The sequence below is a fragment of the Gordonia sp. B8661-1 genome (assembly GCF_059427765.1).
In genome coordinates this window covers 86,062-111,987 of sequence record NZ_JCAHRL010000011.1, presented here as the reverse complement: position 1 = coordinate 111,987, position 25,926 = coordinate 86,062, and the positions used below count along the sequence as shown (strand labels likewise).

Annotated in this window: 26 protein-coding genes and 1 riboswitch; of the genes, 9 read left to right on the top strand and 17 right to left on the bottom strand. The window is 66.7% G+C overall.

Features of this window, described 5'->3' with window-relative positions; translation table 11 throughout:
- The first annotated feature begins 294 nt into the window (after positions 1–294).
- The gene (locus AC4JJG_RS19320; protein WP_495401881.1) at positions 295–1,113 is read left to right on the top strand and encodes a DUF1206 domain-containing protein; all 819 of its coding nucleotides are present in this window, start codon (positions 295–297) and stop codon (positions 1,111–1,113) included.
- Between the two features lie 43 nt (positions 1,114–1,156).
- On the opposite strand, the gene AC4JJG_RS19315 is transcribed toward AC4JJG_RS19320, so the two are convergent.
- From AC4JJG_RS19315 to AC4JJG_RS19295, 5 genes are all read right to left on the bottom strand, one after another.
- Positions 1,157–1,780: an alpha/beta hydrolase gene (locus AC4JJG_RS19315; RefSeq protein ID WP_495401882.1), complete on the bottom strand. Its 624-nt coding sequence runs from the start codon at positions 1,778–1,780 to the stop codon at positions 1,157–1,159.
- An 89-nt stretch (positions 1,781–1,869) separates the two neighbouring features.
- Complete coding sequence (locus AC4JJG_RS19310) at positions 1,870–2,898, bottom strand: ABC transporter ATP-binding protein (protein ID WP_495401883.1); 1,029 nt, start codon at positions 2,896–2,898, stop codon at positions 1,870–1,872.
- Positions 2,895–4,424: an ABC transporter permease gene (locus AC4JJG_RS19305; RefSeq protein ID WP_495401884.1), complete on the bottom strand. Its 1,530-nt coding sequence runs from the start codon at positions 4,422–4,424 to the stop codon at positions 2,895–2,897. Before AC4JJG_RS19305 ends, AC4JJG_RS19310 begins: the two co-directional genes overlap by 4 nt.
- Positions 4,414–5,487, bottom strand: a complete 1,074-nt coding sequence (locus AC4JJG_RS19300) for an iron ABC transporter substrate-binding protein (RefSeq protein WP_495401885.1) — start codon at positions 5,485–5,487, stop codon at positions 4,414–4,416. Before AC4JJG_RS19300 ends, AC4JJG_RS19305 begins: the two co-directional genes overlap by 11 nt.
- Before the next feature lie 202 nt (positions 5,488–5,689).
- A complete protein-coding gene (locus tag AC4JJG_RS19295) occupies positions 5,690–6,748 on the bottom strand; it encodes a zinc-dependent dehydrogenase (RefSeq protein ID WP_495401886.1) in 1,059 nt (352 codons plus the stop codon).
- A gap of 193 nt (positions 6,749–6,941) precedes the next feature.
- Here AC4JJG_RS19295 and AC4JJG_RS19290 point away from each other — a divergent pair, with 193 nt between their 5' ends.
- Together AC4JJG_RS19290 and AC4JJG_RS19285 are read left to right on the top strand one after the other, a co-directional pair.
- Entirely contained in the window at positions 6,942–8,933 is a 1,992-nt protein-coding gene (locus AC4JJG_RS19290) for a PTS mannitol transporter subunit IICBA (protein ID WP_495401887.1), read from the top strand.
- 9 nt (positions 8,934–8,942) lie between these two features.
- On the top strand, positions 8,943–9,701 hold the full coding sequence (locus AC4JJG_RS19285) for a DeoR/GlpR family DNA-binding transcription regulator (RefSeq protein ID WP_495401888.1): 759 nt from the start codon (positions 8,943–8,945) through the stop codon (positions 9,699–9,701).
- Between the two features lie 106 nt (positions 9,702–9,807).
- Here the strand turns inward: AC4JJG_RS19285 and AC4JJG_RS19280 are convergent, their stop codons facing one another.
- Entirely contained in the window at positions 9,808–10,860 is a 1,053-nt protein-coding gene (locus tag AC4JJG_RS19280) for a fused (3R)-hydroxyacyl-ACP dehydratase subunits HadA/HadB (RefSeq protein ID WP_495401889.1), read from the bottom strand.
- Positions 10,861–10,870: 10 nt separating this feature from the next.
- Entirely contained in the window at positions 10,871–11,230 is a 360-nt protein-coding gene (locus AC4JJG_RS19275) for a DUF2568 domain-containing protein (RefSeq protein WP_495401890.1), read from the bottom strand.
- A gap of 185 nt (positions 11,231–11,415) precedes the next feature.
- Here AC4JJG_RS19275 and AC4JJG_RS19270 point away from each other — a divergent pair, with 185 nt between their 5' ends.
- Together AC4JJG_RS19270 and AC4JJG_RS19265 are read left to right on the top strand one after the other, a co-directional pair.
- Positions 11,416–12,384: a DUF5996 family protein gene (locus tag AC4JJG_RS19270; protein ID WP_495401891.1), complete on the top strand. Its 969-nt coding sequence runs from the start codon at positions 11,416–11,418 to the stop codon at positions 12,382–12,384.
- Between the two features lie 64 nt (positions 12,385–12,448).
- Positions 12,449–12,910, top strand: coding sequence for a DUF8821 family protein (locus AC4JJG_RS19265; protein ID WP_495401892.1), 462 nt, complete (start codon positions 12,449–12,451; stop codon positions 12,908–12,910).
- Here the strand turns inward: AC4JJG_RS19265 and AC4JJG_RS19260 are convergent.
- Together AC4JJG_RS19260 and AC4JJG_RS19255 are read right to left on the bottom strand one after the other, a co-directional pair.
- A complete protein-coding gene (locus AC4JJG_RS19260) occupies positions 12,894–13,823 on the bottom strand; it encodes a LysR family transcriptional regulator (protein WP_495401893.1) in 930 nt (309 codons plus the stop codon). The two genes, AC4JJG_RS19265 and AC4JJG_RS19260, sit on opposite strands and share 17 nt — an antisense overlap.
- Before the next feature lie 172 nt (positions 13,824–13,995).
- Positions 13,996–14,310, bottom strand: a complete 315-nt coding sequence (locus tag AC4JJG_RS19255; protein ID WP_495401895.1) for a DMT family transporter — start codon at positions 14,308–14,310, stop codon at positions 13,996–13,998.
- Between the two features lie 21 nt (positions 14,311–14,331).
- A riboswitch (guanidine-III (ykkC-III) riboswitch) is annotated at positions 14,332–14,394 on the bottom strand.
- Between the two features lie 121 nt (positions 14,395–14,515).
- Here AC4JJG_RS19255 and AC4JJG_RS19250 point away from each other — a divergent pair.
- Entirely contained in the window at positions 14,516–16,924 is a 2,409-nt protein-coding gene (locus AC4JJG_RS19250) for a Tex family protein (protein ID WP_495401896.1), read from the top strand.
- Positions 16,925–17,043: 119 nt separating this feature from the next.
- Positions 17,044–17,241 (top strand): hypothetical protein, encoded by a 198-nt coding sequence (locus AC4JJG_RS19245; RefSeq protein WP_495401897.1) that lies wholly within the window; start codon positions 17,044–17,046, stop codon positions 17,239–17,241.
- On the opposite strand, the gene poxB is transcribed toward AC4JJG_RS19245, so the two are convergent.
- The 3 genes from poxB to AC4JJG_RS19230 form a co-directional block, all read right to left on the bottom strand.
- On the bottom strand, positions 17,208–18,953 hold the full coding sequence (gene poxB / locus AC4JJG_RS19240) for a ubiquinone-dependent pyruvate dehydrogenase (RefSeq protein ID WP_495401898.1): 1,746 nt from the start codon (positions 18,951–18,953) through the stop codon (positions 17,208–17,210). The genes AC4JJG_RS19245 and poxB overlap by 34 nt on opposite strands.
- 144 nt (positions 18,954–19,097) lie before the next feature.
- Positions 19,098–20,222, bottom strand: coding sequence for a baeRF11 domain-containing protein (locus AC4JJG_RS19235; RefSeq protein WP_495401899.1), 1,125 nt, complete (start codon positions 20,220–20,222; stop codon positions 19,098–19,100).
- Positions 20,223–20,319: 97 nt separating this feature from the next.
- Positions 20,320–20,703, bottom strand: a complete 384-nt coding sequence (locus tag AC4JJG_RS19230; protein ID WP_495401900.1) for a PIN domain-containing protein — start codon at positions 20,701–20,703, stop codon at positions 20,320–20,322.
- Between the two features lie 130 nt (positions 20,704–20,833).
- On the opposite strand from AC4JJG_RS19230, the gene AC4JJG_RS19225 reads away from it, so the two are divergent.
- Complete coding sequence (locus AC4JJG_RS19225; protein ID WP_495401901.1) at positions 20,834–21,187, top strand: VOC family protein; 354 nt, start codon at positions 20,834–20,836, stop codon at positions 21,185–21,187.
- A gap of 47 nt (positions 21,188–21,234) precedes the next feature.
- Entirely contained in the window at positions 21,235–21,819 is a 585-nt protein-coding gene (locus AC4JJG_RS19220) for a mismatch-specific DNA-glycosylase (RefSeq protein WP_495401902.1), read from the top strand.
- Here the strand turns inward: AC4JJG_RS19220 and AC4JJG_RS19215 are convergent.
- The 5 genes from AC4JJG_RS19215 to AC4JJG_RS19195 all read right to left on the bottom strand — a co-directional run bounded on the left by AC4JJG_RS19215 (position 21,800) and on the right by AC4JJG_RS19195 (position 25,900).
- On the bottom strand, positions 21,800–22,096 hold the full coding sequence (locus AC4JJG_RS19215) for a DUF503 domain-containing protein (RefSeq protein WP_495401903.1): 297 nt from the start codon (positions 22,094–22,096) through the stop codon (positions 21,800–21,802). The two genes, AC4JJG_RS19220 and AC4JJG_RS19215, sit on opposite strands and share 20 nt — an antisense overlap.
- A gap of 42 nt (positions 22,097–22,138) precedes the next feature.
- Entirely contained in the window at positions 22,139–23,380 is a 1,242-nt protein-coding gene (locus AC4JJG_RS19210) for a polysaccharide pyruvyl transferase family protein (RefSeq protein WP_495401904.1), read from the bottom strand.
- Between the two features lie 27 nt (positions 23,381–23,407).
- A complete protein-coding gene (gene ppk2, locus AC4JJG_RS19205) occupies positions 23,408–24,268 on the bottom strand; it encodes a polyphosphate kinase 2 (RefSeq protein ID WP_495401906.1) in 861 nt (286 codons plus the stop codon).
- A gap of 59 nt (positions 24,269–24,327) precedes the next feature.
- Positions 24,328–25,329, bottom strand: a complete 1,002-nt coding sequence (locus AC4JJG_RS19200) for a malate dehydrogenase (RefSeq protein ID WP_495401907.1) — start codon at positions 25,327–25,329, stop codon at positions 24,328–24,330.
- A gap of 61 nt (positions 25,330–25,390) precedes the next feature.
- Positions 25,391–25,900 carry an META domain-containing protein gene (locus AC4JJG_RS19195; RefSeq protein WP_495401908.1) on the bottom strand — a complete coding sequence of 170 codons (510 nt, stop codon included), beginning with the start codon at positions 25,898–25,900 and terminating at the stop codon, positions 25,391–25,393.
- Between the last annotated feature and the right edge of the window lie 26 nt (positions 25,901–25,926).

Here is a 25,926-nt window from a genome sequence, read left to right as displayed (position 1 = left end):
ACGGGCACCGCGGGTGGTGGCTTGACCGCGATGGTCGACGACATCTGAGTCCGAAACTGCTGCGAAAAACGTCGCCCTCAGACCGGTTCGAGGGCATATTGCCCTCGGGTGCCTCTGAGGAGGATGTTTCCAGCAGCGTCTCGATGACAGCTGGCGGAAGCCGCGGGCGCGGAGGCGCGGGACATGCTTAGTTTGCGTCCCGAAATGCACCATTTCGGGTACTTCGCACCGTAATGTCGAGGCGATCGATCGGCGGGGCGGTCGGAGCAGGCGACGAACAGGTGGAGGGGAAACATGAGCCGCAACGACGTCACGGGCGCAGTCGATCGCGCGACGGATAGTCCATGGTTCGAGCGTGTGGCGCGGGCAGGCCACGCGGTCAGCGGTGTGGTGCACCTGCTGATGGCGTACATCATTCTGCGACTGGCCTTCGGCAAGGGGGGCTCGGCTGACCAGTCGGGCGCGCTGGGAATGTTCGCCGACAAGCCGGGCGGCCGAATCGCGTTGTGGGTGATGGTCGTTGCGTTTGCGGGACTCGCGCTGTGGCGTCTCGCCGAGGCCATCGTCGGGCAGCATGCCACCGAGGCGGGCCAGGAGAGTGACGGCGCCGAGCAGTGGTTCGATCGCGGCAAATCGGTGGCACTCGCGGTTGTGTACGCCGGCTTCGCCTGGACCGCAGCGAACTTCGCGATGGGGCAGGGCAAGTCGAGTGGCCAGCAGAACGCCGGCATGACCGCGAAACTGATGGAATCCGGGGGCGGCAAGTTCGTCCTGGTGGTCGCCGGTCTGATCATCATCGCCGTCGGGGGCTATCACGTGTACAAGGGCGTCACCCGGAAGTTCCTCGAGGATCTCAAGATCTCGGACGACAAAGCGGCGACCGTGGCCGGAGTCATCGGCTACGTCGGCAAAGGGGCGGTCCTCTTCGGTGCCGGTCTGTTGGTGATCGTTGCGGTGTTCACCTCCGATCCGAGCAAGGCGACCGGTATCGATGGCGCGGTCAAGTCGCTCTCCGGAGCCCCGGCGGGACAGATTCTGATGGTCCTCGCGGCGATCGGTATCGCGGCCTACGGCGTGTTCTGCTACTGGCTCGCTCGCTACGCGCGTATGTGATTCGCGTCCGCGCGTCCGGTGCGAGCCAACCAGTTCTCTGGACTCACGTGCTCACTGTGGTGTGAAGCCATGCCTTCGCCACCTTGACATCGGCATCGGTGACGGCATGCCCCACATCGAGTAGTTCGTACGTGACGGTGGCGCCGGCCTCCGACAGATCCTCGGCAACTCGACGGCCATCTCCTACGGAACGGCGCGTGTCCGCCGCAGCCTCGATGACGAGGGCCGGAAAACCTGTGAGATCAATGGAGGTCGTGTCCTCGAACGGACGTAACGGCCGGAAAAGGATTGCGCCGGAGAAGAGTTCGGGGCGGGTCAGGACGAGGGCCGTCGCCATGATCGCGCCGTTGGAGAAACCGATCAGCAGAGGCTTGGCGCCGGGGGCGTGGTCATCGATGACGGCCTCGACGACGTCGGCGAGAACCGTCGATCGTGCGGCGACGTCCACGTGGTCGACTCGTCGATCGGGGAAGCGCCGGAAGAACGCGAATCCATATTCCAACGCGACTGCGCCGCGGACGGCCAATGTTGCTGAGTGCGGCGTGAGTCGGCCGGCGAGATCGATGAGGTCGTCCTCGTTCCCGTAGGTGCCGTGCAGAAGAACGACCGGCGGCGCTTCGGGATCATCACCGTCACGCCACCGATAGTGATGCGTCTCAGTCGTCATCGGCCGCAGCCTGTGGCATCGGCCGAGACGAACCAGGTGGCATGTTGGGGGATCACCGGGTCGATTCTGCTCCGCACACCGGCGTGAGGCTACCCCCGGTCGACGGCGTGTAGGGGACGGGTGGCACGTACCGACACCGAACTTCCTTGCGCGGGAGCAGTTTCGGCGGATACGTCGACGCGTGCGGTGATGGATCCGATCCGGACATCCAGGGCGACTCGATTGCCCAGATAGCGCGACGACACCACCTCGGCGCCCTCGCCCGGCTCGACCGTCAGTTCGTCGGGGCGCACCAGGGTCGTCACGGGACCGGTGTGCCGAGACCGCAATGACACGGTGCCGATGACGCAGTCTGCGACGTCGCCCGTGGCGTTGGCGGGTATCTCGGTGACGTCGCCGAACATTCCGGCCACGGCACTGTCTATCGGTGACCGGAAGACCTCTCGGGCGGTGCCGGTCTGGCGTACCCGGCCGTCGAAGAGCACGACTATCTGGTCCGCCATCGACATGGCCTCCTCGGCATCATGTGTCACCAGGAGTGCCGATGCACCCTCGGCGCGCAGGGCGCTCTTGACGTGTTCACGTAGTCGGGTGCGCAACGCGGTGTCGAGTGCGGAAAACGGTTCGTCGAGGCCGATGACCGTCGGCCGCGGCGCCAACGCGCGGGCCAGCGCGACACGCTGCTGCTGTCCACCGGACAGCTGTGCCGGCTTGCGTCCGACGAGTTCGGATAAGCCTGTGGCGGTGAGAAGTTCGTGGATACGGCCGGACCGGCGAGGGTTCGGTCGCCACCACGGCCCTAACCCGAATCCGACGTTACCCGCGACGGTCAGGTGTTCGAAGAGCGCACCCTCCTGTGGGACCAGGCCGACGCGGCGACGCTCGGCGGGGACATGCTGCCCGGGCGCCGCGACCGTCTTTCCGCCGACGATGACGGTGCCGGACGCGACGGGCTCCAGACCCGCGATTGCCCGGAGCAGCGTGGTCTTCCCGCAACCCGATGGGCCGACAACGGCAGTGATCGAGCCCTGTGGGACATCCAGGTCGACGTCGTGCAACACCGTCTGGTGCCCGTAACGCACCGACAGTTCACGTACCTGTACAGCCGGATCGCTCATCGAATCCTCCGGGTCAGTAGTGCCGACAACAGCACCGTCGGTAACGATGACACCGCGATGAGGATCAGTCCCAGAATCGCGGCGCGGCCATAGGCGAGGTCATTGTTCAGGCTCCACATATGCGACGCCAGCGTCGAGGTGCCGATCGGCGCGAGCATCAACGTCGCCGGCAATTCCTTCGCGACGGATAGTGCGGCGAGTGCGGCACCGGCGGCAATTCCCGGAAGCGCCAGCGGCAATTGCACCCGCGCAAGGACGCCGGCCGGTGACGCCCCCAGGCTGCGCGCGGCGTCCGGGATGCCGGGCGGTATCGCATCGAAGGCCTGGCGCATCGGTCCGACACAGACCGGGAGGAACAGGATCGCGTAACAGGCGATCAGCATTGTGGTACTGCCGTACCACTGTGGGAGCAGTCGGATACCGACGAACACCATCGCCAGCGCGACGGTGATACCGGGCAGCGCATACCCCATATGCGTGGCGCTCTCGATGATGCCCGACCCCGGGCCCGCCGGTCGCGCCGTGTATAGGGCCACCGGCAGCGCGAGGGCAGCGATGACGGCGGCCGCCGTGAGCGACAGCGACGCGGTCGCCTGCAGATCGGGCCACGCCCAGGCGACGGCGTCACCGACGGAGGCGAACCCGAGGCGCTGCGACTGGGCGATGTCGCGTATGAGGCCGACGACGGGCACCACCACCGCGACGATCAGGACCAATGTGCCGACTGTCCAGGCGACACCGGTACGCCCGCCGTGCGGTGCGCGGTCCACCGCGGCCGTCGACTCCGTAGGCCTGCGTATGAGCCGTTCGGCGAGCACCAGGATCACCGCGACCACCACGAGCACGCAGCCGTACACCGCGGGCGTGCTGCGGTCGAAAGCCCCGTTATAGGCGTTGTAGATACCGACCGTGAACGGTTCGTAGCGGACCATCGCCGGACCGCCGAAGTCGCTGATCGCGTACAGGGCGACCAACAGCGCGCCACCGACGCTCGACGGCCAGACCCGTCGCAGCGTCACCCGCACGACGACCGACGCCGGGCCGAGGCCGAGCGTGCGAGCGGCATCCTCGCGGGCCCGTCCCGCCGAGATCAGTGCCGCGGCGACCGGCAACATCACCAGCGGATACGAAGCGAGGACCAGCACCAGCACCGCCGCCCAGAAACCTTCGAAGCCGGTGATGAGCCGTGTCCAGACGAACCCGGCAACATACGACGGAATCGCCAGGGGAGTGGCGAGCAGCGTGAGCAGCAGCCACCGGCTCCGTCCGCACCGTGCCGCGAGCATGGCGAGCCCGAAACCCAGGGCGGTCGCGAGCAGCGTGACCACGACGGCCAGGCCGGCGGTATTGCCGATGAGCTCGACGGTCCGTGCACGGACCAGGAGGGTGCGTATTTCCTCGGCGCCCAGCTCGGAGGCACGGATGAGCAGGTAGACGACGGGGAGCAGGACGACCGCGGCGATGGCCAGGCAGACCAGGGCGAGGATCGCCGTCCCCGGCGCCGCGACGCCCCGCCTAGAGCGCACCCACCTCGGTGAGCAGTTGCTCGGTGCCCTTCGTGTCGGCGAGTTTGTCGTAGTCGATCTTCGGCGGCGACAGCGTGTTCAGCGCGGGCAGTCCCGGAACACTGAACGGCACGCCCCCGACGACCGGGTATTCGCCTGTCTCCGTGGCGAAGTACTCCTGCGACGGCTCACTGAGCAGCTGGCGTACGAACTCGAAGGCCTGTTCCTTGTTGTCCGAACTCTTCAGGACGCCCGCACCGGCCAGATTCACCAGGCCACCGGGATCGTTCTTGAAGAAGGCCAGCCGTGACGGGACCGCGGCCTCACCCTTCTCCTTGACCGCCTGCGCCCAGTAGTAGTGATTGATCAGACCGGAGGCCACGGTGCCCTCATTCACGGCGTCCAGGATCTGACCGTTCTTCTCGAACTTCTTCGGCTCGTTGGCGATGAAGCCCTCCAGCCACTTCTTCGCGTCATCCTCGCCGCGGATCACACGCAGTGCGGTGACGAACGACTTGAACGACGCATTGGTGGGGGCGTAGGCGACCTTGCCCTTGAACTTCGGGTCGAGCAGACCGTCGATACCGGTGGGCAAATCCGTCTCGGGGATCTGCTGCGGGTTGTAGACGAGGACCCGGGCACGGGCGGACGTCGGCGCCCACGCTCCCTCGGGTGCGCGGAACTGTTCGTCGACGCGCTCCGTGATGTCGGCGGGCAGCGGTTCCAGCAGTCCCGCATCGGCCAGAGCCCCGAGCTCCCCGGCGTCCTGTCCGAAGAACACGTCGGCGGGACTGCGCGAGCCCTCTTCGAGGATCTGATTGGCCTTCTTGTCGTAGGCCACGGTGACCGCGACGTCGCCGCCGATACGGTCGACAAGCGGGCCGACCAGCTCTTCCGAGCGGCCCGAGTACACCGTGATCGCACCGTCGGAGGCAGAGGCCGATTCGGCATCCGACGTATCGTCACTCGTGCCGCACGCCGCCAGGGCGCCGGCGATCAATACCGCAGCGCCGCCGAGCGCGGCCATCCTGCGCAGTCCGCCCATGGTCGATTGTTCCTTCTTCGCATACCGAAGTGTTCGCATATGCACGGAAGATACCCGACGAACCGGACATTAGGTAAGCGTTGCCTAGTTCCGCGGCGTGGCGTCGGATCTCGATACGCCCTCGGCTGGCGCCTCGGGCTACTCGATCAACGGGGGCTGGCGCCTCACGGCTACTCGATCGCCGGGAGGGCTGGCGCTTCGGACTGCTGGATCGGCAGGAGGGCCGTCCGAACGGTGACGGTCAGGGCTCGACGGTGACCTTGATGGCTTCGCCGTTCTTGACGATCTGGAAGGCTTCGAGGACATCGTCGAGCGGGATGTGCCGGGTGATCAGATCCTTCACCGGCACCTGGCCGCTGGAGATGTACTCGAGGGCCCGCTTGTTGTGCTCCGGGGCGGACCCGTTGGCGCCGTGAATGTGCAGCTGGCGGTAGTGGACCAGGTTCGAGTCGCAGGTGATGGTCGGGTCGGTCTTCGGCAGCCCGCCGAAGAACGAGATCCGGCCGTTGCGTGCCGCCATCGAAATGGCTTGTTCCTGAGCGACATTCGCGGCAGTCGCGGTGATCACGACGTCGGCTCCGCGGCCGCCGGTGAGCTCCATGACACGCTCCACGACGTCGACCTCGGCGCCGTTGATGGTCTCGTCGGGCTGCACGGCGTCGGCGGACATCTTGAGGCGCTCGGCATTCACGTCCACCAGGTACACGGGTCCGACCTTGTGAACACCGCGTGCGATCCGGATGTGCATGCAGCCGATGGGACCCGCGCCGAAGACCACGACGGTGTCGCCCTCCTCGATGCCGAGGAGTTCCTGGGCGTTGATGGCGCAGGCGAAGGGCTCGGCAGCCGACGCCTCGTCGAATCCGACGTTGTCCGGAATCCGGTTCAGCCCATCGACTTTGAGCACCTGCCGGGGCACGATCATGTATTCGGCGAACCCGCCGTCGTACTGGTAACCCATCGAGGTCTGGTTCTGGCAGACGGCCATCCAGCCCTTGAGGCACTCATGGCATTCGCCGCACGGCACGGCGGCGATCACCTGTACGCGGTCACCGACCTTCCAGTCGCTTCCGTATGTGTCGTTGACGTCGCTGCCGACCTCGACGATCTCCCCGGCGATCTCGTGACCGATGGTCCGGGGCGGCGTGAGGTTCTGATGACCGTTGTAGAAGATCTTCACGTCCGTGCCGCAGGTCGAGCAGTTCCGGATCTTCAGCTTCACCTCGTCCGGCGCGCACTCGGGCTCGGGGACGTCCTCCAGGCGAACATCCTCTGGTGCGTAGAAGCGCAGTGCCTTCATGGGTGAGTCCTCTCGGTCAGCAACGTGCTCTTCAGCACCATAACGCGAAAGCGGGCACAAATCCACCGAACACGATGACCATTTATGCCCGTTTGCTTGCGCTCATGCCCACTTCTGCGGTCTACTGATAGTGATCGGCATCACTTCGGGGAAGTTGCGTCGGTAGAAGTCATAGGGGAAAGCGAAGGTTCTCATGTCACAGGCCACCACCACTCCGGCGGAGGGGCAGGCGCGATCCGGCCTGCGGGTCCGCGTGCAGAAACTCGGCACCGCGCTGTCGAACATGGTCATGCCCAACATCGGCGCGTTCATCGCCTGGGGCCTGATCACCGCACTGTTCATCGAGGCCGGTTGGCTCACCGGAATCTTCGGATCTCTGAAGGATCCGGGCGGCTGGGTCGCCGAGATCGGCGGCTGGGGCGACTACGCCGACGGCGGCATCGTCAACCCGATGATCACGTACCTGCTTCCGATTCTCATCGGGTACACCGGTGGCCGGATGATCTACGGCGCCCGGGGAGGCGTCGTCGGCGCCATCGCCACCGTCGGTGTCGTAGCCGGCGCGGACGTACCGATGTTCATGGGCGCCATGATCATGGGCCCCCTGGGCGGCTGGTTGATGAAGAAGATGGACGCGCTGTGGGCGGGGAAGATCAAGCCCGGCTTCGAGATGCTGGTCGACAATTTCTCCGCAGGCATCCTCGGACTGATCCTGGCGGTGATCGGGTTCTTCGGCATCGGCCCCATCGTGTCGTCGTTCACCCGTGGTGCGGGCAACGCCGTCGATTTCCTGGTCGACAACGATCTTCTGCCGTTGACGTCGATCTTCATCGAGCCGGCCAAGGTGCTGTTCCTCAACAACGCGATCAATCACGGAGTCCTGACGCCGCTCGGTACCGCGCAGGCCGCGGAGACCGGCAAGTCGGTTCTGTTCCTGCTCGAGGCCAATCCCGGACCGGGCCTCGGAATCCTGTTGGCGTTCACCTTCTTCGGGCGCGGCATGGCGCGCTCATCCGCTCCGGGTGCCGCGATCATCCAGTTCTTCGGCGGCATCCACGAGATCTACTTCCCGTACGTCCTGATGAAGCCCCGGCTGATCCTCGCCGCGATCGCCGGCGGCATGACGGGGGTCTTCATCAACGTCCTGTTCGGCTCGGGCCTGCGTGCTCCGGCCGCTCCGGGCTCGATCATCGCCATCTACGCGCAGACCCCCGGTGACAGCATCCTCGGCGTCACCCTGTCGGTGGTCGCTGCGGCGGCCGTCTCCTTCGCCGTCGCGGCCGTGCTGCTGAAGACCGACCGCTCCACCGACGAGGACGATCTCGCCGCGGCAACTGCTGACATGGAGGCCATGAAGGGCAAGAAGTCGAGTGTGGCCGGTGCCCTGACCGGCTCGACGCGACAGGGGCCCATCAAGAACATCGTGTTCGCCTGCGATGCCGGTATGGGGTCGTCGGCGATGGGTGCGTCGGTGCTGCGCCGCAAGATCCAGAAGGCGGGCCACCCCGATGTCACCGTGGTCAACCAATCGATCGCCAGTCTCACCGACACCTTCGACATGGTGGTCACGCACCGCGACCTGACCGAGCGTGCGCGCCAATCCACGCCGTCCGCGGCGCATGTGTCGGTCGACGACTTCATGAGCAGCCCGCGGTACGACGAGATCGTCGAACTGCTGGGGGAGCGGGAGACCGTTCCGGCGGGTGCGGGCAGTGCGGGCGCCGACGTGCCGGTCGCGCCCGGCGACTCATCCGGCGAGGTCCTGGCTCTCGAATCGATTGTGCTGCACGGAAGTGCGGCGTCGAAGGCGGACGCGATCGACGCCGCCGGACAGTTGCTGGTGTCCGCGGGTGCGGTGGACGCGTCCTACGTCGACGCGATGCATGATCGCGAGAAATCGGTCTCGACGTTCATGGGCAACGGGTTGGCGATCCCACACGGCACCAATGAGGCGAAGACCTCGATCCGCCGTACCGGCATGTCGTTCGTGCGGTTCGAGGATCCCGTCGACTGGAATGGGAAGCCCGCCGAGTTCGTCGTCGGCATCGCGGGCGCGGGCGACGACCATCTCGCGCTGCTCAACCGAATTGCCCGGATCTTCGTGGATTCCGCGCAGGTCGAACGGTTGCGACAGGCGCGGACGGCCGAGGAGGTGCGGGACATCCTGCTGTCCGGGGACGAGTAGTTTGTGTCCGTGGACTCCGATACCCGCCAGAACCGGATCGTCGAATTCGCGCGCACGCGTGGACGAGTCGAGGTCATTGCGCTCGCCGAGGAATTGGGTGTGGCCACGGAGACCATCCGCCGGGATCTCAAGGCACTCAACGGGCGCAGGCTGCTCAAGAGGGTGCACGGCGGCGCGGTGCCCACGGAGACGGCCGCATTCGAGTCGGGACTCGAGTATCGGAGTCAGGTCGACCTCGCGGAGAAACACCGGATCGCGGCAGCGGCGGCCGACCTGCTCCACGGCGCCGACACGGTCTATCTGGATGAGGGATTCACACCCCGGCTCATCGCCGAGAAGCTCGCGGATCGATCGCTGACCGTGGTCACATCGTCGCTTCTCGCCGCCGAAGCGCTCGCCCACAGTTCGACGGTCACCGTTCTGCTGCTCGGTGGCCGGATGCGCGGGCGGACACTGGCGACCGTCGATCACTGGGCCGTGGACATGCTGCGCGGCCTGGTGATCGACGTCGCGTTCATCGGGACCAACGCGATCTCGCTGGAGCACGGACTCACCACCTCGGATCCGGCGGTCGCCGCGGTGAAGGCGACGGCCATCCGGTCGTCGCAGCGGCCGATTCTCGTTGCGGCGCACTCCAAATTCGGGGAGAATAACTTCTGCCGGTTCGCCGAGATCGCCGATTTCGAGGCCGTGGTGACCGGTACCGAACTCGGACTCACCGATGCCCGCGCCGTCGAAGAACTCGGGCCGACCGTGCTGCGCGTCTGACATCGAGATCCGCCCACATAAATTTCCCCTCACAGCTCGACGAACTGGATAATCCAGTCGCTCCGTCTGTGAGGGGAAATTTATGTGGGCGTTGAGGAGTCGACGATCAGGGAAAGCGGATCGTCAGCGTCGCGAGTCCGAAGATCTTGCGGCCGCCGGACTTGGCGGTGACCAGGACGACACCGGTGCGGGTCTCGGGGTCCAGTGACTTGATGCGACCGCTGAATTCGATGTCGCCGCCATCGGCGGCCGAGACGATCGCCGGCTGCGACAAGCGGACGGCGTAACGGGTGACGGCACCGGGGTCGCCGGACCACGCCGATGCGAATCCGGCCCCGAGGCCCATGGTGAGCATGCCGTGCGCGATGACGTCCGGCAGGCCCGCCAGCTTGGCGATCTCCTCATCCCAGTGGATCGGGTTGGCGTCACCGGCGACTCCGGCGTAGTTGACCAGATCACCTCGCGACAGCCGTGCATGATGCACGGGCAACACGTCACCGACGGACAGGTCGTCGAAGGACGGGGTGCCGGGCGTGCGTCCGGCATCGTCGGCGACCGTGATGGCTCCGTCCGGGCGGACCGAGCGCTCGTAGCTTTCGTCGGCGGCATCCTGGCTCAGGATGCTGACGTCATGCATCATCACCTTGCGCACGGCCTCGGTGATCGCGGGATCGACCTCGTCGGCCGTTACGCCGACGACCGTGGTGTGCATGCTGTGGACTCGTTCACCGGCCTCGTCGGTGAACGTGTTGGTCACTGTGATCAGATCCTTGCCCGCGATCCGACGCACATTGGACAGTTCGACGTCGGCGATGAGCTTGTCGCCGACGACGATCGGCCGATGCTGCTCGAAGACCTGCTCGGTCTGCACGTAGGTGTCGTACCCGACGATCACCGACTCGAACAGGTGACGGTTGGCCGCCATCGCCGGGATCGAGGTGAAGGTCAACGGTGCGACCAGGCCTGAATAGCCAAGGGCGGCAGCGGCTTCGGCGTCCCAGTGGGCGGGGTGGTAGTCCTGCACTGCGCGGGCGTATTCGCGGACCTTCTCGCGGGCGACATCGTAGGTGTCGTCGACGGCGTAGTAATGGCCCACGCGGGACACGATCGGCGAGGGGCTGTCGGCGGAGGTCGTCGCTGCGGCTGAAGTGTCGGTCACGCTGAACACGTTACTGGTGGGTTTGACGGGCGAAGGGACCGACGTAGAGCAGGACGGTGTTGACGATGACGACACCGGCCCAGACCGTCGGCCAGGCGACATGTCCGGCGAGCAGGTACGCGGCGACCACACTTCCGCCGAGGACGAGGATCTTCACGGCGAGCGCGAGTATCGGTACGTCGAAGGTTGCCTGCGGCGATGCGAACAACGCCCACAAAGCGATGGCGGAGCCGATGATCGCGAACGTCGTCAGTAGGCGCGCCCAGATCTGGTTCGGCGCGATGTGCCAGGCGGCGATACCCAGGATCGCCAGGGCGCCTATCTCGACGAAGAAGGCGACGACGTCGTTCGCGTTCACGTCGTGTGTCATATCCGGTCCCCGTATCGCTGCCGTCGGCGCACAACGAGAGCGGTGCTCTCGATTTACCCAAGCATGCGTGGCCCGGAATGGCAAGAGCAGTGCTCTCGCGGTGGGGCCGAAGGTTTGGTCTGCCGCTGGTGGGCATTCATGTCAGGCTGTCAGGTGACAGGTATGGAGAGCAGAGGAGCCCTTCGATGAGTGAATCCGATGCGTGGCCGGCGCTGAAACTGGCCGACTGGGAAGACACCAGGGTGACGCTGCACATGTGGTTGCAGATCGTCGGGAAGATCGAAATGGTGTCGACCTCGCTGATCAACCACTGGTGGAACGTCTCGTATTCGTTGAGCGCACGTGGTTTCCGCACCCGCCTGATGCGGGGCACCAACTCGACCTTCGACGCCGAGTTCGATCTGGTGGATCACGTCCTGGTCTTCCGCGCGACGAACGGCGGCACCCGGACCGTCGACCTGGCCCCGAAAACGGTGGCGCAGTTCTGGTCCGAGGTGCAGGCCGCGCTGGGTGAGCTGGGGATCGACCGGGCCATCGTCGCGAGCCCCAACGAGGTGGCACCCGCGATTCCGTTCGCCGAGGACACCGAGCACAAGTCGTACGACGCGACCGCGGTGAACACCTACTTCCGGCAGATGCTCGCGGCCGACCATGTGTTCTCCGAATGGCGAGCCGGTTTCGCGGGCAAAGACAGTCCGGTGCAGTTGTTCTGGGGGTCGATGGACCTCTCCTGCGCGCGATTCTCCGGTCGCGGGGCGCCGCCGCACACCGGGAATCCGCCGTCGTGCCCGCCGTGGGTGATGGCGGAGGCCGAGTCGCGGGAGAACAACGCCGCCGGATTCTGGCCCGGCGGATCGGAGGAGGGGACGTTCTACGCCTACGTCTACCCCGAGCCCGACGGCTACCGGGAGGCGTCGATCAGTCCCGGGCGATTCGACAACGAGCTGGGCGAGTGGGTGCTGCCGTACGAAGAGGTCCGCACCAGCGCCGATCCCGACAAGACGCTCATGGCGTTCCTGGAGAACACCTACGTGCTCGCCGCGGATCTGGGGAAGTGGGACCGCAAGCTCCTCGAAGTCGATCCACATCGCCTCGATGAGCAGATCTACCGCCACAACGGCGATCCGCGGGTGCGGCCGGATCCGATCCCCTGATCCTGCGAGAATCGGGGCGTAGGATCATCGGGTCCGTCACGTGCTTGGCAAACCGGGGGTCCGCATGGCTTACGTAGTCGATTTCACGGATGTATCCACACAGGGCCTCGAGTCGTCGCCGGTCGTCGACGCACTGGCCGGGCTGCGTGCGAACGAGGCCAGGTACTACAAGAACAAGTACGACCACGTGTTCACGGTCGTGCCCGCGGCGGATGCCCCGGAGGTGCTCGCACGCATCGAGCGAATCCTGGCCGAGGAGCGGGATATCACGATCGCCTCGCCTGCCCTGGAGGTCAGCGACTTCGAGGTCGACGGCCTGCACATGTCGTACGTGTTCTACGAGTCGGGGCTGTCGATCAACGTGATGTACGCGATCGAGGACGGCGGCAAGCGCGCAGTCGGGTTCAAGCTGTCGCAGGGCATGGAGGTGCCGGAGGAACTCGGAGCGTTCAAGTTCGCGCGGCAGAAATCCAAGCTGGCCGGCGAGATCCGCGGCTCGTACTTCGTGATCAAAGGCCACTACTGAGCGGTTCGTCGCCGGGAATCCGGGACGTGACCGCGCATCGAAGATCCGGCACGGCGCCGGTCAGCCAGATCATCTGAATCGGAATCGCGATGTCGCGTCGCAGGGGCCGTACGACGACGGCGCCGTCGCAGTGGAACCCCGCCGCCGCAGTGGTGAAGACCGCGGCCGACGGATCGTCGATGGCGAGGACGGGGAGAGGCAGCCCCTGAACCGCGGCCTGCCTCAGGTCAGGTTCGATGCCTGCGGCGCGGCATGCGGTGGCGATCGCAGCAGTGAAAGCGGAGACGTGTTCCGGGGCGGGCACGATGATCGGAACGCCGCGTAGATCGGTGAGATCAATGGCGGTGGACGAGGCCAGAGGGCTCTCGACGGAGAATGCCACCCGCGCGACGTCGACGCCGACCATCTGCGTTTCGAATCCGTCCACATGCTGAGCGCTCGAACGCAGGACGACGTCGAGGTCGCCGGCGAGCAGTGGTTGCAGGACCGCGGCCGGTTCGATGACGTGCGTGCGTACCCGTCCGCTCTCACATCGCGACCAGTTGATCGAGGTCAGTACCCGGTGCACGGTGAGCAAGGACACGTCCGGGGTGTAGCCGACCGACATCGGTAGTGCAGGGTCGGCCGTCGCCTTCCGTACCTGTTGTGCCAGTGAGGTATTACTCGACAGAAGAGCGCGCGCACCGGCGTACAGGGTGCGGCCCGCGAGTGTCGGCTCCAGTAGGTGGCCGGTGTGTTCGAAGAGCCGTACACCGAGTTGGCGTTCCAGTCGGCGGATTCCTGTCGAGAGTGCCCGTGGTGTCGTGCCGAGCGCGAGCGCCGCGGCGGCCAGTGTCGGCTCCTCGATGGTCACCACGAATTGCCTCAGCCGATGCGAGTCGATGGGGGAGTCGTCGGGAAGCGATTCCGTCATCCCGATGACTCGCCCCATCGGCATGGTGATCCCCCGATCCACCTACGCAGCGCGATCACGGCGACCCGCGCGCAACCATTGTTTGGAGAGCTAAAGTACTTCCGTGGTCACGTAAAGTCAACCATGTCCATTTCCGGACGTACGAATCATGTTCTCGCGCAAGGTGACCGCGTCAGTGCGCCAACTTCAGTCCGATGACGCCGCCGACGATGGCGACGATGCACAGCACCTTGATGATGGATGCCGATTCGTCGCCGGACGCGATGGAGTAGATGACGGTCAGGGTGGCGCCGATGCCGACCCACACCGCGTACGCGGTACCGACCGGAAGATCACGCAGGGCGTAGGCGAGACCGCCCATGCTCGCGAGGAGCGCGACACCGAAGAGTACCGATGGGCCGAGTTTGCTGAATCCCTCGGAGCGGCCGAGCGCGGTGGCCCACACTGCCTCGAGAACGCCGGAAATGACGAGAACGATCCATGCCATGTCTGTCCGTACCTCCTTGGAACAACACCGTCTTGTCGCTGGCCGGGTACGGTGGGCTCGTCCGGTGGTCGGTTCGACCAAAATTCAGAACGTGGCCAGGCTAGCACACTGAAATGCCAGTTCAAGTGCCATCGTTAGCCGACGTAACGACAGTGCCGGGATCTCTTCCGCCACACTGTCCGTGGGCTTCGGTAGGGTCCACCGGGTGGATTCGAGTGCACCCGTGAAATCCGTCAACAGCCGTATCGCCGACGAACTGTCCGTCGGTGAGAATCAAGTGGCGGCAGCAGTCCGATTGCTCGACGACGGCGCCACCGTGCCGTTCATCGCGCGCTACCGCAAGGAGGTGACGGGCAGTCTCGACGATGCCCAGTTGCGCACCCTGGACGAGCGTCTGCGCTACCTCCGGGAGCTCGACGAGCGGCGGGACGCGGTCCTGGCCTCCATCGGGGAGCAGGGGAAGCTCACCGACGAACTGCGGACGGCGCTGTACCGCGCCGACACCAAGGCCCGGGTCGAGGACATTTACCTGCCGTACAAGCCGAAGCGCCGCACGAAGGCACAGATCGCCCGCGAGGCCGGACTCGAACCGCTGGCCGACCGCCTGCTCGCGGATCCGTCGCTGGTGCCCGAGGACGTCGCGGCCGGGTTCGTGGGCGAGAACGTGTCCGATGCCGCAGCGGCCCTCGACGGCGCTCGGCAGATTCTCGTCGAACGTGCGTCGGAGGATGCCGAACTCGTCGGCACCATCCGTGAACGTTTCTGGGCCGATGGGACGATGCGCACCGCGGCCCGCTCCGAGTCGGCGGCCGCCACCCCGGCGGCGCAGAAGTACCGCGACTACTTCGATTTCGCCGAACCGCTCGACTCGATGCCGTCCCACCGGGTGCTCGCCGTGCTGCGTGGTGAGAAGGAAGAGGCGCTGACGCTGACCCTGGACGGCGGCGAGGACGAAGGCTACGAGGCACTCGTCGCCGCAACGCTCGGCATCGACGCCTCGAAGGCCGGTCCCGCGACCCCGTGGCTACTGAGTACGGCACGGTGGGCGTGGCGCACGAAGTTGATGGTGTCGGCATCGATCGACGCCCGAATCCGCTTGCGGCAGCGCGCCGAGGGCGAGGCCGTCGGAGTCTTCGCCACCAACCTGCGCGACCTGTTGCTGGCCGCACCGGCGGGCACCCGCACCACCCTCGGACTCGATCCGGGATTCCGCACCGGTGTCAAGGTCGCGGTCGTCGACGCCACCGGCAAGGTCGTCGATACGTGTGCGATCTATCCGCATCAACCGCAGAACCAGTGGGATCAGGCCAAGGCCACCCTGGCCGCGCTCGTCGCCCGCCACGGTGTCGAGTTGGTCGCCGTGGGCAACGGCACCGCCTCCCGCGAAACCGATGCGCTGGCCGGTGAACTCATCGCCGACATCGGCAAGGCGGGTGCCCGTCCACCCGTCAAGGCCATGGTGAGTGAGGCAGGTGCGTCGGTGTACTCGGCCTCCGAATACGCCTCGCAGGAGTTGCCGCAGCTCGACGTTTCGCTCCGGGGTGCGGTCTCCATCGCGAGACGTCTCCAGGATCCGCTCGCCGAACTGGTGAAGATCGATCCGAAATCCATTGGTGTGGGCCAGTATCAGCACGACATCACCCCCGCGACCCTGGCCCGCAGTCTCGACGCTGTGGTGGAGGACGCCGTGAACGCGGTCGGCGTCGACCTCAACACGGCGTCGGTACCGTTGCTGTCGCGGGTGTCCGGGGTGACACCGACACTGGCCGCCGCGATCGTGGCGCATCGCGACGGCACCGGTCGGTTCCGCAGCCGGACCCAGCTGCTCGACGTTCCGCGACTGGGGCCCAAGGCTTTCGAACAATGTGCGGGCTTCCTCCGCATCCGCGAGGGCGACGATCCGCTGGACTCCTCCGGGGTGCATCCCGAGTCGTATCCGGTCGTACACAAGATCGCCGACCGCAGCGGGCTGGCCGTCGCCGAGATCATCGGCGATACCCGAACCCTCCGCGGATTGCGCCCCGACGACTTCGCCGATGACCGGTTCGGCGTGCCGACGGTGACCGACATCCTGGCCGAGCTGGAGAAGCCTGGGCGCGATCCGCGTCCGGCCTTCGAGACCGCGACCTTCGCCGCGGGAGTCGAGAAGGTCTCCGATCTCAAGCCCGGCATGGTGCTCGAAGGTGTGGTCACCAACGTCGCCGCCTTCGGGGCATTCGTCGACGTGGGTGTCCACCAGGACGGTCTCGTCCACGTTTCCGCCATGTCCGACCGGTACGTCTCGGATCCGCACGAGGTCGTCCGGTCAGGGCAGGTCGTCCGGGTGAAGGTGGTCGACGTCGACGTCGAACGTAAGCGCATCGGACTGACCTTGCGGCTCACTGACGAGGCCAAACGGTCCGCCGGTGGGGGAGCACGCGATGCCGGCGGCGGTACGTCCGCAGACCGCGGCGGGAACGGGCATCGGGGCAAGGGCCCCCGCGGGAACGCGAACACCGGTGGCAAGGGTGGCAACGGCGGCAAGGGCAACGGCAAGGGGCGTGACCGCGGGCGTCGTGACGAGCCCGCCGGGTCGATGGCGCAGGCTCTCCGCGACGCGGGCTTCGGTCGCTGATCGGCGTCGCGTACCGGCCCCGGCAAGGTCTGTGCGTTCGGTAGCTTCTACGGGGAGGTCGACATCGGCGGATGGGTCCCGTCCTCTCGGCAAACGTGCACTCGGCAACGTAGCGATGCATGGCGTTTCCGAACATCGCCGCGATGCTGATGCTCGCTCCGATCGCACTGAAAGTGCTGCGCCACTACGACTCCCGGGTCGACGTCGGCCGCGACCCGGAGTTCACGGCCGACGTGCTGCCGGATGTGTCCGGGGTGCGGGCGTGGCCGGCGGCTGAGGCGAGTCAGTCGAACAGGCGCCGAATCACGTTGGTCTGAGCCAGATCCACGAGTTCGTCGCCGCGTCCCGACATCACCGTGCGCAGGGCGTACAGGGCGAAGCCCTTCGCCTGCGCGGCCGAAATGGTCGGTGGGATCGACAGTTCCTGGCGGGCGGTCACGACGTCCAGGAGCGCCGGGCCGTCGTGGGCGAGGAAGTCCGTGAGGGCACTCTGGAGGTCGTCGGGCTCGGTGACCCGGCGGCCGTAGATGCCGACGGACTCGGCGAGTTTCGCGAAATCCGGGTTCTCGAGATCGGTGCCGAAGGTGACGAAACCGGCCGCCTTCATCTCCAACTCGACGAAGTTGAGCGACGAGTTGTTGAACACCACGACCTTGACCGGCAGCTTGTTCTGGACCAGGGTCAGCAGTTCGCCCAGCAACATGGCGAGACCGCCGTCGCCGGCCAGCGCGATCACCTGCCGCCCGGGGTAGGCGCTCTGTGCACCGACGCCCTGCGACAACGCGTTCGCCATCGTGCCGTGCGAGAACGACCCGATGAGCCGTCGGCGGCCGTTCATCCGCAGATACCGTGCCGCCCACACGACCGGTGACCCCACATCGGGGATGAACACCGCGTCGTCGGAGGCCAGATCACTGACCAGCCGGGCCAAGTATTGCGGGTGAATGGGCGCCCGGTGGTCGTTGGTCGCCAGGTCGTCGAGGTTCTCGCGCGCAGAGGCGTAGTGGCGCAACGATGCTCGCAGATGTTCGGGGTCACGGCCGGAGCGGATGCGTTCTGTCAGCCCGGGCACCGTGTCGGCGACGGTGCCGACCAATCCGAGGTCGACCGGGGTGCGCCGGCCTATCTGGCTACCGCGCTCATCGAGCTGGATCACCGTGGCCTTCGACGGATAGAACTGCTGGTACGGCAGGTCGGTGCCGAGCATCAACAGCGTGTCGCACTTCTCGATGGCGCGATATCCCGACGTGAAACCCAGCAGGCCGGTCATGCCCACGTCGTAGGGGTTGTCGTACTCGATGTACTCCTTGCCGCGCAGCGAATGCACGATGGGTGCCTGCAGGGCGGCGGCGAGCGCCACGACGTCGTCGTGGGCACCGGCCACGCCCGCGCCCGCGAGGATGGTCACCCTTTCCGAGTCGTTGAGAAGCTGCGCAGCCTGGTCGAGCTGTGTCTCGGTGGGACGGAGCACCCGGTCGATCCACCGGATGGGTGCGCCGCGCTTCGGGTCGGAGAAGGCATTCTTCGGTTGGTTCGTCAGGAAGAGCTCACCCGGGATCACGAGCACCGCCACATCGCGTTGCTCGACGGCGGTGCGGATGGCGATGTCGAGCAGTCGCGGCATCTGATCGGCGGTGGTCACGACTTCGCAGTAGGCGCTGCACTCGGTGAAGAGGCGCTCCGGGTGGGTTTCCTGGAAGTAGTTGCTGCCCACCTCGTCCGCGGGGATCTGTGCGGCGAGCGCCAGCACCGGGACGCGGCTGCGATGCGCTTCGAAGAGTCCGTTGATGAGGTGCAGGTTGCCCGGACCGCAGCTGCCCGCGCAGACCGCGAGATCGCCGGTCAGGGCGGCGTCGGCCGATGCCGCGAAGGCCGCTGCCTCCTCGTGCCGCACATGCTCCCAGGTGATGCCGCCGTCGGCGCGGAGAGCGTCCGTGAAGCCGTTGAGGGAGTCGCCAGGGATTCCGTAAACCCGTTCGACCCCTGCGGATTTGATGATCCGGACGATATCTTCGGCAACTGTTGGCACTGATCCTCCTCAGAACTCGCGTGCGACGGCTGGGATTCATGTCAACGGTACGCGGAGAAATATGGCAGGGCCATTTCCGCTCGCAAACACCGCGCCGCATCACCCGGAGGCGGGTGATGCGGCGCGGGTGGTCGGGTGCAGGCGTCAGCTCAACGCGTGTCGCAAGCCCGCGATCGCGGTACCCGGCCAGGCATCTGCGGTCACCTCGTCCGGTCGCACCGCGATGACCTCGCCGCCCCGGTCGAGGACGGTCAGGGCGATCCGCGACAGCAGGTCGTAACCCTTGTCGTCGAAGGTGAGGTCGCCGGTCGCGTCGTCCATCGTGCCGAGGACGTCGACGGTGAAGTCGTACACCAGGGTGCCGACCGCGCCGGCTGCGGCGGCGCGACTGATGTCGACCAGATCGGTGGCGACGAGGCCCCGCGCGGTGCCGTCGGTGATCCCGTCGACGACCGAGTTCGCATGCGCCGCGTTCAGTTCGGCGAGCCTCGGGCGCAGCGCGGCGTCGATCTCGTCGGCGCGGAGTTCGTCGGGACTGCCGTGGACGGCGACGATCCGCCGATCGGGGTCCGCAGCCCGATACATGTCGACCAGGGGATCGGTGGCGAACAGGAAGAACGGTCGGGTGCCATTCGGATCGAGCTGTCCCACTTCGGCTTTCACTGCCTCCGCGACGCGCCTTGCATACTGTTCCAGGAGAACCTTCCTGCCTTCGTCGCCGACGAGTCTGCGGACGTGCGCGCGGTCGCGGATGGTCGCACGGTTGGTGGCGTCGGCGACGTCGACCGCGTGCTCACCGGCGAGCTCGACCTCTGCGGCGACCGTTGTCGCGGTGGCGCGCCACAGGTTCCACCCACTGCCCGACAGGGTCAGAGCGAATGCCGACTGCGGGGTCGTGACCGCCCGGATCAGCTGTCCGAGGTCGAAGTAAGTGCCGACCTGGGTCTGGTTCTCCAGCCGGTTCGGCAGGACGAAGACCTCGGTGACGTCGTCGGCGATGAAGACCGCGAGCGACTGCGACAGAGCCATCCAGATGTCCTCGGTGCGGATCTTCTCCCAGCGATCGCGCAGTGCCTGCTCGTCGTTGTGCCGGATACCTGCCGCACGGAGTTCGCGGATGGCGGCATCGAAGGCGCTCTTCACGGCGAGCTGGGCCGCGTCGCGCTGATCCGGAGCGGGCGATGTCTGCGCGTAGATCGTGATCGCGTTCCGGTGCGGAGCGTTCAGCGTCCGCAGGTCCGTCATCGTGGGCAGGTCGTACCGGGCCATCGTTGGTCCTTTCTCGGCCCCCGTGAACAACCCCCGTCACCGATGGTATTACCGGACGCACGGACCTAGGGTCGAGATCTGTTTGCTGTCGGGACCGTCACAGCGCGGAGGGGCCGACGACCTCTGCTCCCAGTGCCGAAACCCGTTCGCGTAGCTCACGATCCGACGTCACCACCACAAGTCGGCGACCGGGGTTCTCGGCCACCACCTCCACGATGCGGTCATCGCCGGAACCGCGCGCCTCGACCGTGGTCACCGTCGGCGACGACGTCACCCCGCGCGCCTGCCCCTCGACGACGAGCAGGACGTCGACGGGCCCCGGCGCGGACGCGAGCCCGGTCTCGGAGAGCTTCGCCAGACGATCGCGCAGCCGTTCGTTGGCTCCGCGCCGATCGCGCCACCAGCCGTCCGGCTTGGACCCGACCACGTTGGCCGCATCGACGATGACAAGAGGTTTCTCGGTGTGTGTGCTGTCGTCCATCACTCCATCAAGCCACAAGTCCGGCCGCCGTGCGGGATGCCGGGCTGCGTGTGGCCCTTCGGATACCGTGCCGGATTCTCACGCGAACGTTGCTCGATGACGCCGGTGACGGCGAGGTAGCGTGCCGGTCATGACACTTTCCGTGGGGATGATCAGCGTCGACACCGTCGATCCGGTCCGGCTCGGCCGCTGGTGGGCGGACCAGGTGAACGGGCAGGTGGTTGCCGAGAACGAGGGGTTCTTCGTGGTGGTGGCCGTGGATGGCGCACCGAGCCTGGGTTTCCAGTTGGTCGAGGAACCGACGCCGGGAAAGAATCGGATGCATCTGGACCTGGCCGCCACGGATGTCGGCGCCGAGGTCGCGCGGCTCGTCGAGGCGGGCGCGACGAAGATCGGCGATCGGGAAGCCCCCGGCGGTGCATTCCGATGGGTCACGCTCGCCGATCCGGATGGCAACGAATTCTGCGTGGCCCAGGCCCGTTGATGCCGCGCGGCATTCGGGCCCTGACGTCCACCGGGGCGTGACGGGCCGTGGGATTCACGAGGGACGAACTGCTCGCGTTCCGTGACACCGAGGTCGACGACCTGATCGGTGATGACTGCCGGCTGTTGTTCGTGGGAATCAACCCCGGTCTGTGGACGGCGGCGGTGGATGCGCACTTCGCGCGGCGCGGCAATCGTTTCTATCCGGCGCTCTACCGGGCGGGCATCGTCGATCACCTCATCGACGCCTCGGCAGGCATGGCGGCTGAGGATCGGGATGCGTTGACGGACAGGGGAATCGGAATCACCAACGTGGTGCCGCGGGCGACCGCCACGGCCGCCGAACTGTCCGCCGACGAACTGCGGGCCGGTGGCGAACGACTCCGTGCCAGAGTCCGTGAGGTGTCGCCCGCCGTGGTCGCGGTCGCCGGGATCACGGCGTACCGGACGGCTTTCGGTTTGCCGCGCGCGACGACCGGTCGTCAGCCGGAGGACTGGGAGGGCGCACAGGTGTGGGTGGTGCCGAACCCGAGTGGACTCAACGCGCACGAGACCGTGGATACGTTGGCGGACGCGTACGCGGAGGTCGCTGTGGCCGCGGGATTGTCGCTGTTCAGACGTCCTCGGACGTGATGACTCGTCGACGGACCGACAGCAGTTCGGTGTCGGGGCGCGCGGCCGCGTGCCGTTCCACGGCATCGAGCACATCGATGACGTGAGCGCGATCGGCGGAGACCACGGAGACCCCGATGACGGTGCGTCGGTGGGCGTCGAGGTGAGCGACCTCGGCGACCGAGACGGAGAAACGCCTGCGAATCTCGGCGATGATCGGACGCACCACCGAGCGTTTGTGTTTGAGCGAGTGCACGTCGCCGAGGAGATAGTCGAATTCCGCGAAACCGATCCACATGGTGCAGGCGATGTTAGCGGTGCACCGCCTGCACGGTCGAGATCATTTCGGCCGCCACGGATACAACTGCCGTGCGAGGGCGCGTTTGATGGCGATCGCGCGGGTCCGATCGGATGCGCCGAACCCACCCGCATCCGGACGATCCGGTAGGACGGCAGGATCGGCGAGGACGGTCCACCGGGAACCCGCATCGACCAGGGACTGGTGTTTGGTCGAGTAGTAGTCCGGCCGGGGGACGATCGCCACTCCGGAGTCTCCTGCCGCGGCGGCGATGAGATGAGGATGGAAACGCGTACTGATCCAGGTGTCCCCGTGGCCGACGGGCAGCCCGTCGCGCCATACGTCGAAGAAGGGGAGAACGGTGGCGCCGGCGATTCGGTCGCCGAGCATCTCCGGAACGGTGAAGTCCTGTCCGGGAATGCATTCCACCACGGTGACGGACTCCCCGTCGACACCCCAGCCATCGAGAAGATCGGTGACGACGTGTGCCAGGGCCGCGGTGCCGCGGCGATCACCGGCCGCGAAGTCGTCGACCAGATCGGACTGCAGGCAGAGATTCACCCGCCCCGAGGGTGCCGGAATGCTGTGCGGCACGGCGGGATCGAGTGACAGCCAGGCGTCGTCGCCGGTGACACGCCGGGCTGCGAGGCCGGACAGCAGGTTCGCGCTCGGTTCGTCGCGGACGTCGAAGACGGCGAATGCCTCGATCGCCGTGCGCAGTGCGTCGCGCGCCTCGCCCTCGACGGCGGGCACGAGGCCCTGCCCGGTGGCATAGGCGATGGCGCCGGTGTCGCGGGCCAGGGCCGCCGCGGCGAGAACCAGCGAGATGTGGTGTGGCCACACGTTGTTCACGTAGCCACCGCCGAGGAGGTGAATGTAGGTGGCACTCCGGAGCATGGCCACACCTTCGGCGAGACGTGGTGCCGGGCCGTACCGGGTGGCCGCACGAGCGACCCACTCCCATGGTCGTTCCGGGTCGATGTCGGCGTTCTCCGCGGTGCCTCCCGCCACCTGGCCCGCATAGATACTGAGCTGCCAGAGGGTGTCGGTGAACATCGCACGTGGATGCGCGCCACGCAGGAGCAGCGCGGCCTGTCCCGGTGAGTGACAATCGACCACCACGGTGGCCCTCGGCCGCGCCCGCGCGAGGTAGGTCAGCCACGCCCGGGCGATGAGCTCGTCGCCGAAATTGGGGTGACCCGAGGGCGCGACGAGATAGATGATCTCCTCGGTGCGAAGGCGATCACGAGCACGGCCGATGACGCGGGCGGGGGTCGTAGGCATCTCCGGATAGTACCGATATGTCCGGAATCAACTATCGTCGCCGAGCAGGGTCGCGACGTGATCCGGTACGTACTTGGACAGGGAGCGCGGTGGCCGGCGATAGTTGCCGCTGCTGATCGGCTTCTTCGGCAACTCCACCGAGGGTCGCTCGACATCGTGGTAGTCGATGGTGGACAACAGGTGCGAGATCATGTTGAGCCGCGCGTGCTTCTTGATGTCCGACTCGACGACGAACCACGGACTGAGAGCGGTGTCGGTGTGCACCATCATCTCGTCCTTGGCACGCGAGTAGTCCTCCCAGCGGTACACCGCCTCCAGGTCCATGGGACTCAGCTTCCACTGCCGCACCGGATCGTCCATGCGTGCACGGAACCGCTTGAGCTGTTCGTCGTCGGATACCGAGAACCAGTACTTGCGCAACAGGATTCCGTCGTCGATGAGCATCTGCTCGAAGATCGGGGTCTGTCGCAGGAACCGGGTGTGTTCCTCCGGAGTGCAGAATCCCATCACCTTCTCGACTCCCGCGCGGTTGTACCAGGACCGGTCGAAGAGCACGATCTCGCCGGGGGCCGGCAGATGGGCGACATAGCGCTGGTAGTACCACTGACCGCGTTCGCGATCGGTGGGGGCGGGCAGCGCCGCGACCCGGGCGACGCGCGGGCTCAGGTATTCGGTGATGCGCTTGATGGTGCCGCCCTTGCCCGCGGCGTCGCGGCCCTCGAAGACCACCACGACCCGGGCGCCACTGGACCGCACCCATTCCTGCAGTTTGACGAGCTCGGTCTGCAGCCGGAACAACTCGGCCTCGTAGACGTCGTTGGAGACCTTCGACCGGCCGGAACCGTTCTTCGACGACTTGCCCGACCCCTTGCTCGCCTTTTTCGCCATGGACGCAGCTTACGGTGACGCCCGGCGGCCGGACCCGGTACGGGTCCACCGGATGCGACTCAGCGGGGGAGCAGGTTACGGACCGCGTCGATCTCGGCGGCGAGTTCGGCGGTCGACGCATCGATGCGTGCGCGCGAGAACTCGTTGATGTCGAGCCCCTCGACGATCTCCCAGCGTCCGTCGACGGAGCGGACCGGGAACGAACATACGAGACCTTCGGGGACGCCGTAGACGCCCGGGGAGGGCAGCGATGCCGACGTCCAGTCGTCACCCGGCGTGCCGAGCACCCAGTCGTGGACGTGATCGATGGTCGCGTTCGCGGCCGACGCCGCCGACGACGCGCCCCGGGTCTCGATGATGGCCGTTCCGCGATTGGCGACGGTCGGGATGAAGTCGTCGACCAGCCAGTCGCGGTCCTCGGCGAACTCGGCGCCACTGCGGTCGCCGACGCGGGCGTGAAAGATGTCGGGGTATTGCGTCGCGGAATGGTTGCCCCACACCGTGACCCGGCTGATCCGGTTCACCGGACACTGTGTGTGATGCGACAACTGAGCGATCGCACGGTTGTGATCGAGGCGCGTCAGCGCGGTGAATCGCTCGCCGGGGATGTCGGGCGCAGATGCCGCGGCGATGGCAGCGTTGGTGTTCGCCGGATTGCCGACGACGATGACTCGAAGGTCCTCGGCGGCAACGTCATTCAGCACCGCGCCATGGGCCGCGAAGATCGCCGCGTTGGCCTGCAGCAGATCGGCACGCTCCATGCCCTTGCTGCGGGGCTTGGCACCGACCAGCAGTGCATAGTTGGCGCCGTCGAAGGCCTGTCGCGGATCGTCGTAGACGTCGACGGAGTCGAGGAGTTCGAAGGCGCCGTCGTCGATCTCCATGGCCGTGCCGGCCGCCGCGCCGACGGCCTGCGGAAGTTCGAGCAGCCGCAACCGCACGCGCTGATCGTGGCCTAGCATCGCGCCCGCGGCGATGCGGAACAGGGCGGCGTAGCCGATATGGCCCGCCGCACCGGTGACGGTCACGATGGCGGGGGAGTCGCTGGACGGTGCTGCCATGAAAGATCCTTCCGGGTTGATCAGGATGCGGACGGTGCGGATGATCCCCGCCGCAGGTGGGTCAGCGAGCCGCGGCCTCGATCAGGACGACCGTCTGACGGGGGCTCGACAGGAACAGCGCCGGGCCCACCTGACGCCAGGTGAGTGGCACCGACACGAAGCTGCGGACCCAGTCGTCGGCGCCGCGTTTCGGTCCCGGGCAGGCCATCAATGTCTGGGCGAGCCGTCCCGACACCGTGAGGCGGTCACCGGCGATACGTGCCGTGCCCATCAGGATGTTGCATCCGGCGTCGAAGGACACCCGGCCGTCGCGACCGAAGGAGACCTTCAGCGGACCTCCGCCGGGGATGGCGCCGCCGATCACTCCCACCGACGAGTACTCCTTGCCGCCGAACGGGATCAGCGGTTTCACCGACTGCGGTGACACGGGACCGACCGCGGGATTCGGCTCCGGAGCGGGCGCGGCAGAGGCAGGTGCGGCGGTCGCGCCCAGCAGAACGGCGATGCACGCCGCGACGAGTCCGAGAAGGACCCGATCGGCGCGGAAGATGCGATGATCATGACGGTGCATGACCCCAAACGTAGTCCAGCGGCCCG

Coding starts and splice junctions, on each gene's coding strand:
- AC4JJG_RS19300 (WP_495401885.1), bottom strand. CDS start 5,487: ATGCGAACACTTCGGTATGCGAAGAAGGAACAATCGACCATGGGCGGA.
- AC4JJG_RS19295 (WP_495401886.1), bottom strand. CDS start 6,748: ATGAAGGCACTGCGCTTCTACGCACCAGAGGATGTTCGCCTGGAGGAC.
- AC4JJG_RS19210 (WP_495401904.1), bottom strand. CDS start 23,380: ATGCCTACGACCCCCGCCCGCGTCATCGGCCGTGCTCGTGATCGCCTT.
- AC4JJG_RS19290 (WP_495401887.1), top strand. CDS start 6,942: ATGTCACAGGCCACCACCACTCCGGCGGAGGGGCAGGCGCGATCCGGC.
- AC4JJG_RS19230 (WP_495401900.1), bottom strand. CDS start 20,703: ATGGACGACAGCACACACACCGAGAAACCTCTTGTCATCGTCGATGCG.
- AC4JJG_RS19225 (WP_495401901.1), top strand. CDS start 20,834: ATGACACTTTCCGTGGGGATGATCAGCGTCGACACCGTCGATCCGGTC.
- AC4JJG_RS19200 (WP_495401907.1), bottom strand. CDS start 25,329: ATGGCAGCACCGTCCAGCGACTCCCCCGCCATCGTGACCGTCACCGGT.
- AC4JJG_RS19320 (WP_495401881.1), top strand. CDS start 295: ATGAGCCGCAACGACGTCACGGGCGCAGTCGATCGCGCGACGGATAGT.
- AC4JJG_RS19270 (WP_495401891.1), top strand. CDS start 11,416: ATGAGTGAATCCGATGCGTGGCCGGCGCTGAAACTGGCCGACTGGGAA.
- AC4JJG_RS19315 (WP_495401882.1), bottom strand. CDS start 1,780: ATGACGACTGAGACGCATCACTATCGGTGGCGTGACGGTGATGATCCC.
- AC4JJG_RS19310 (WP_495401883.1), bottom strand. CDS start 2,898: ATGAGCGATCCGGCTGTACAGGTACGTGAACTGTCGGTGCGTTACGGG.
- AC4JJG_RS19235 (WP_495401899.1), bottom strand. CDS start 20,222: ATGGCCCGGTACGACCTGCCCACGATGACGGACCTGCGGACGCTGAAC.
- AC4JJG_RS19245 (WP_495401897.1), top strand. CDS start 17,044: ATGGCGTTTCCGAACATCGCCGCGATGCTGATGCTCGCTCCGATCGCA.
- AC4JJG_RS19215 (WP_495401903.1), bottom strand. CDS start 22,096: ATGTGGATCGGTTTCGCGGAATTCGACTATCTCCTCGGCGACGTGCAC.
- ppk2 (WP_495401906.1), bottom strand. CDS start 24,268: ATGGCGAAAAAGGCGAGCAAGGGGTCGGGCAAGTCGTCGAAGAACGGT.
- AC4JJG_RS19260 (WP_495401893.1), bottom strand. CDS start 13,823: ATGACGGAATCGCTTCCCGACGACTCCCCCATCGACTCGCATCGGCTG.
- AC4JJG_RS19255 (WP_495401895.1), bottom strand. CDS start 14,310: ATGGCATGGATCGTTCTCGTCATTTCCGGCGTTCTCGAGGCAGTGTGG.
- AC4JJG_RS19265 (WP_495401892.1), top strand. CDS start 12,449: ATGGCTTACGTAGTCGATTTCACGGATGTATCCACACAGGGCCTCGAG.
- AC4JJG_RS19275 (WP_495401890.1), bottom strand. CDS start 11,230: ATGACACACGACGTGAACGCGAACGACGTCGTCGCCTTCTTCGTCGAG.
- AC4JJG_RS19195 (WP_495401908.1), bottom strand. CDS start 25,900: ATGCACCGTCATGATCATCGCATCTTCCGCGCCGATCGGGTCCTTCTC.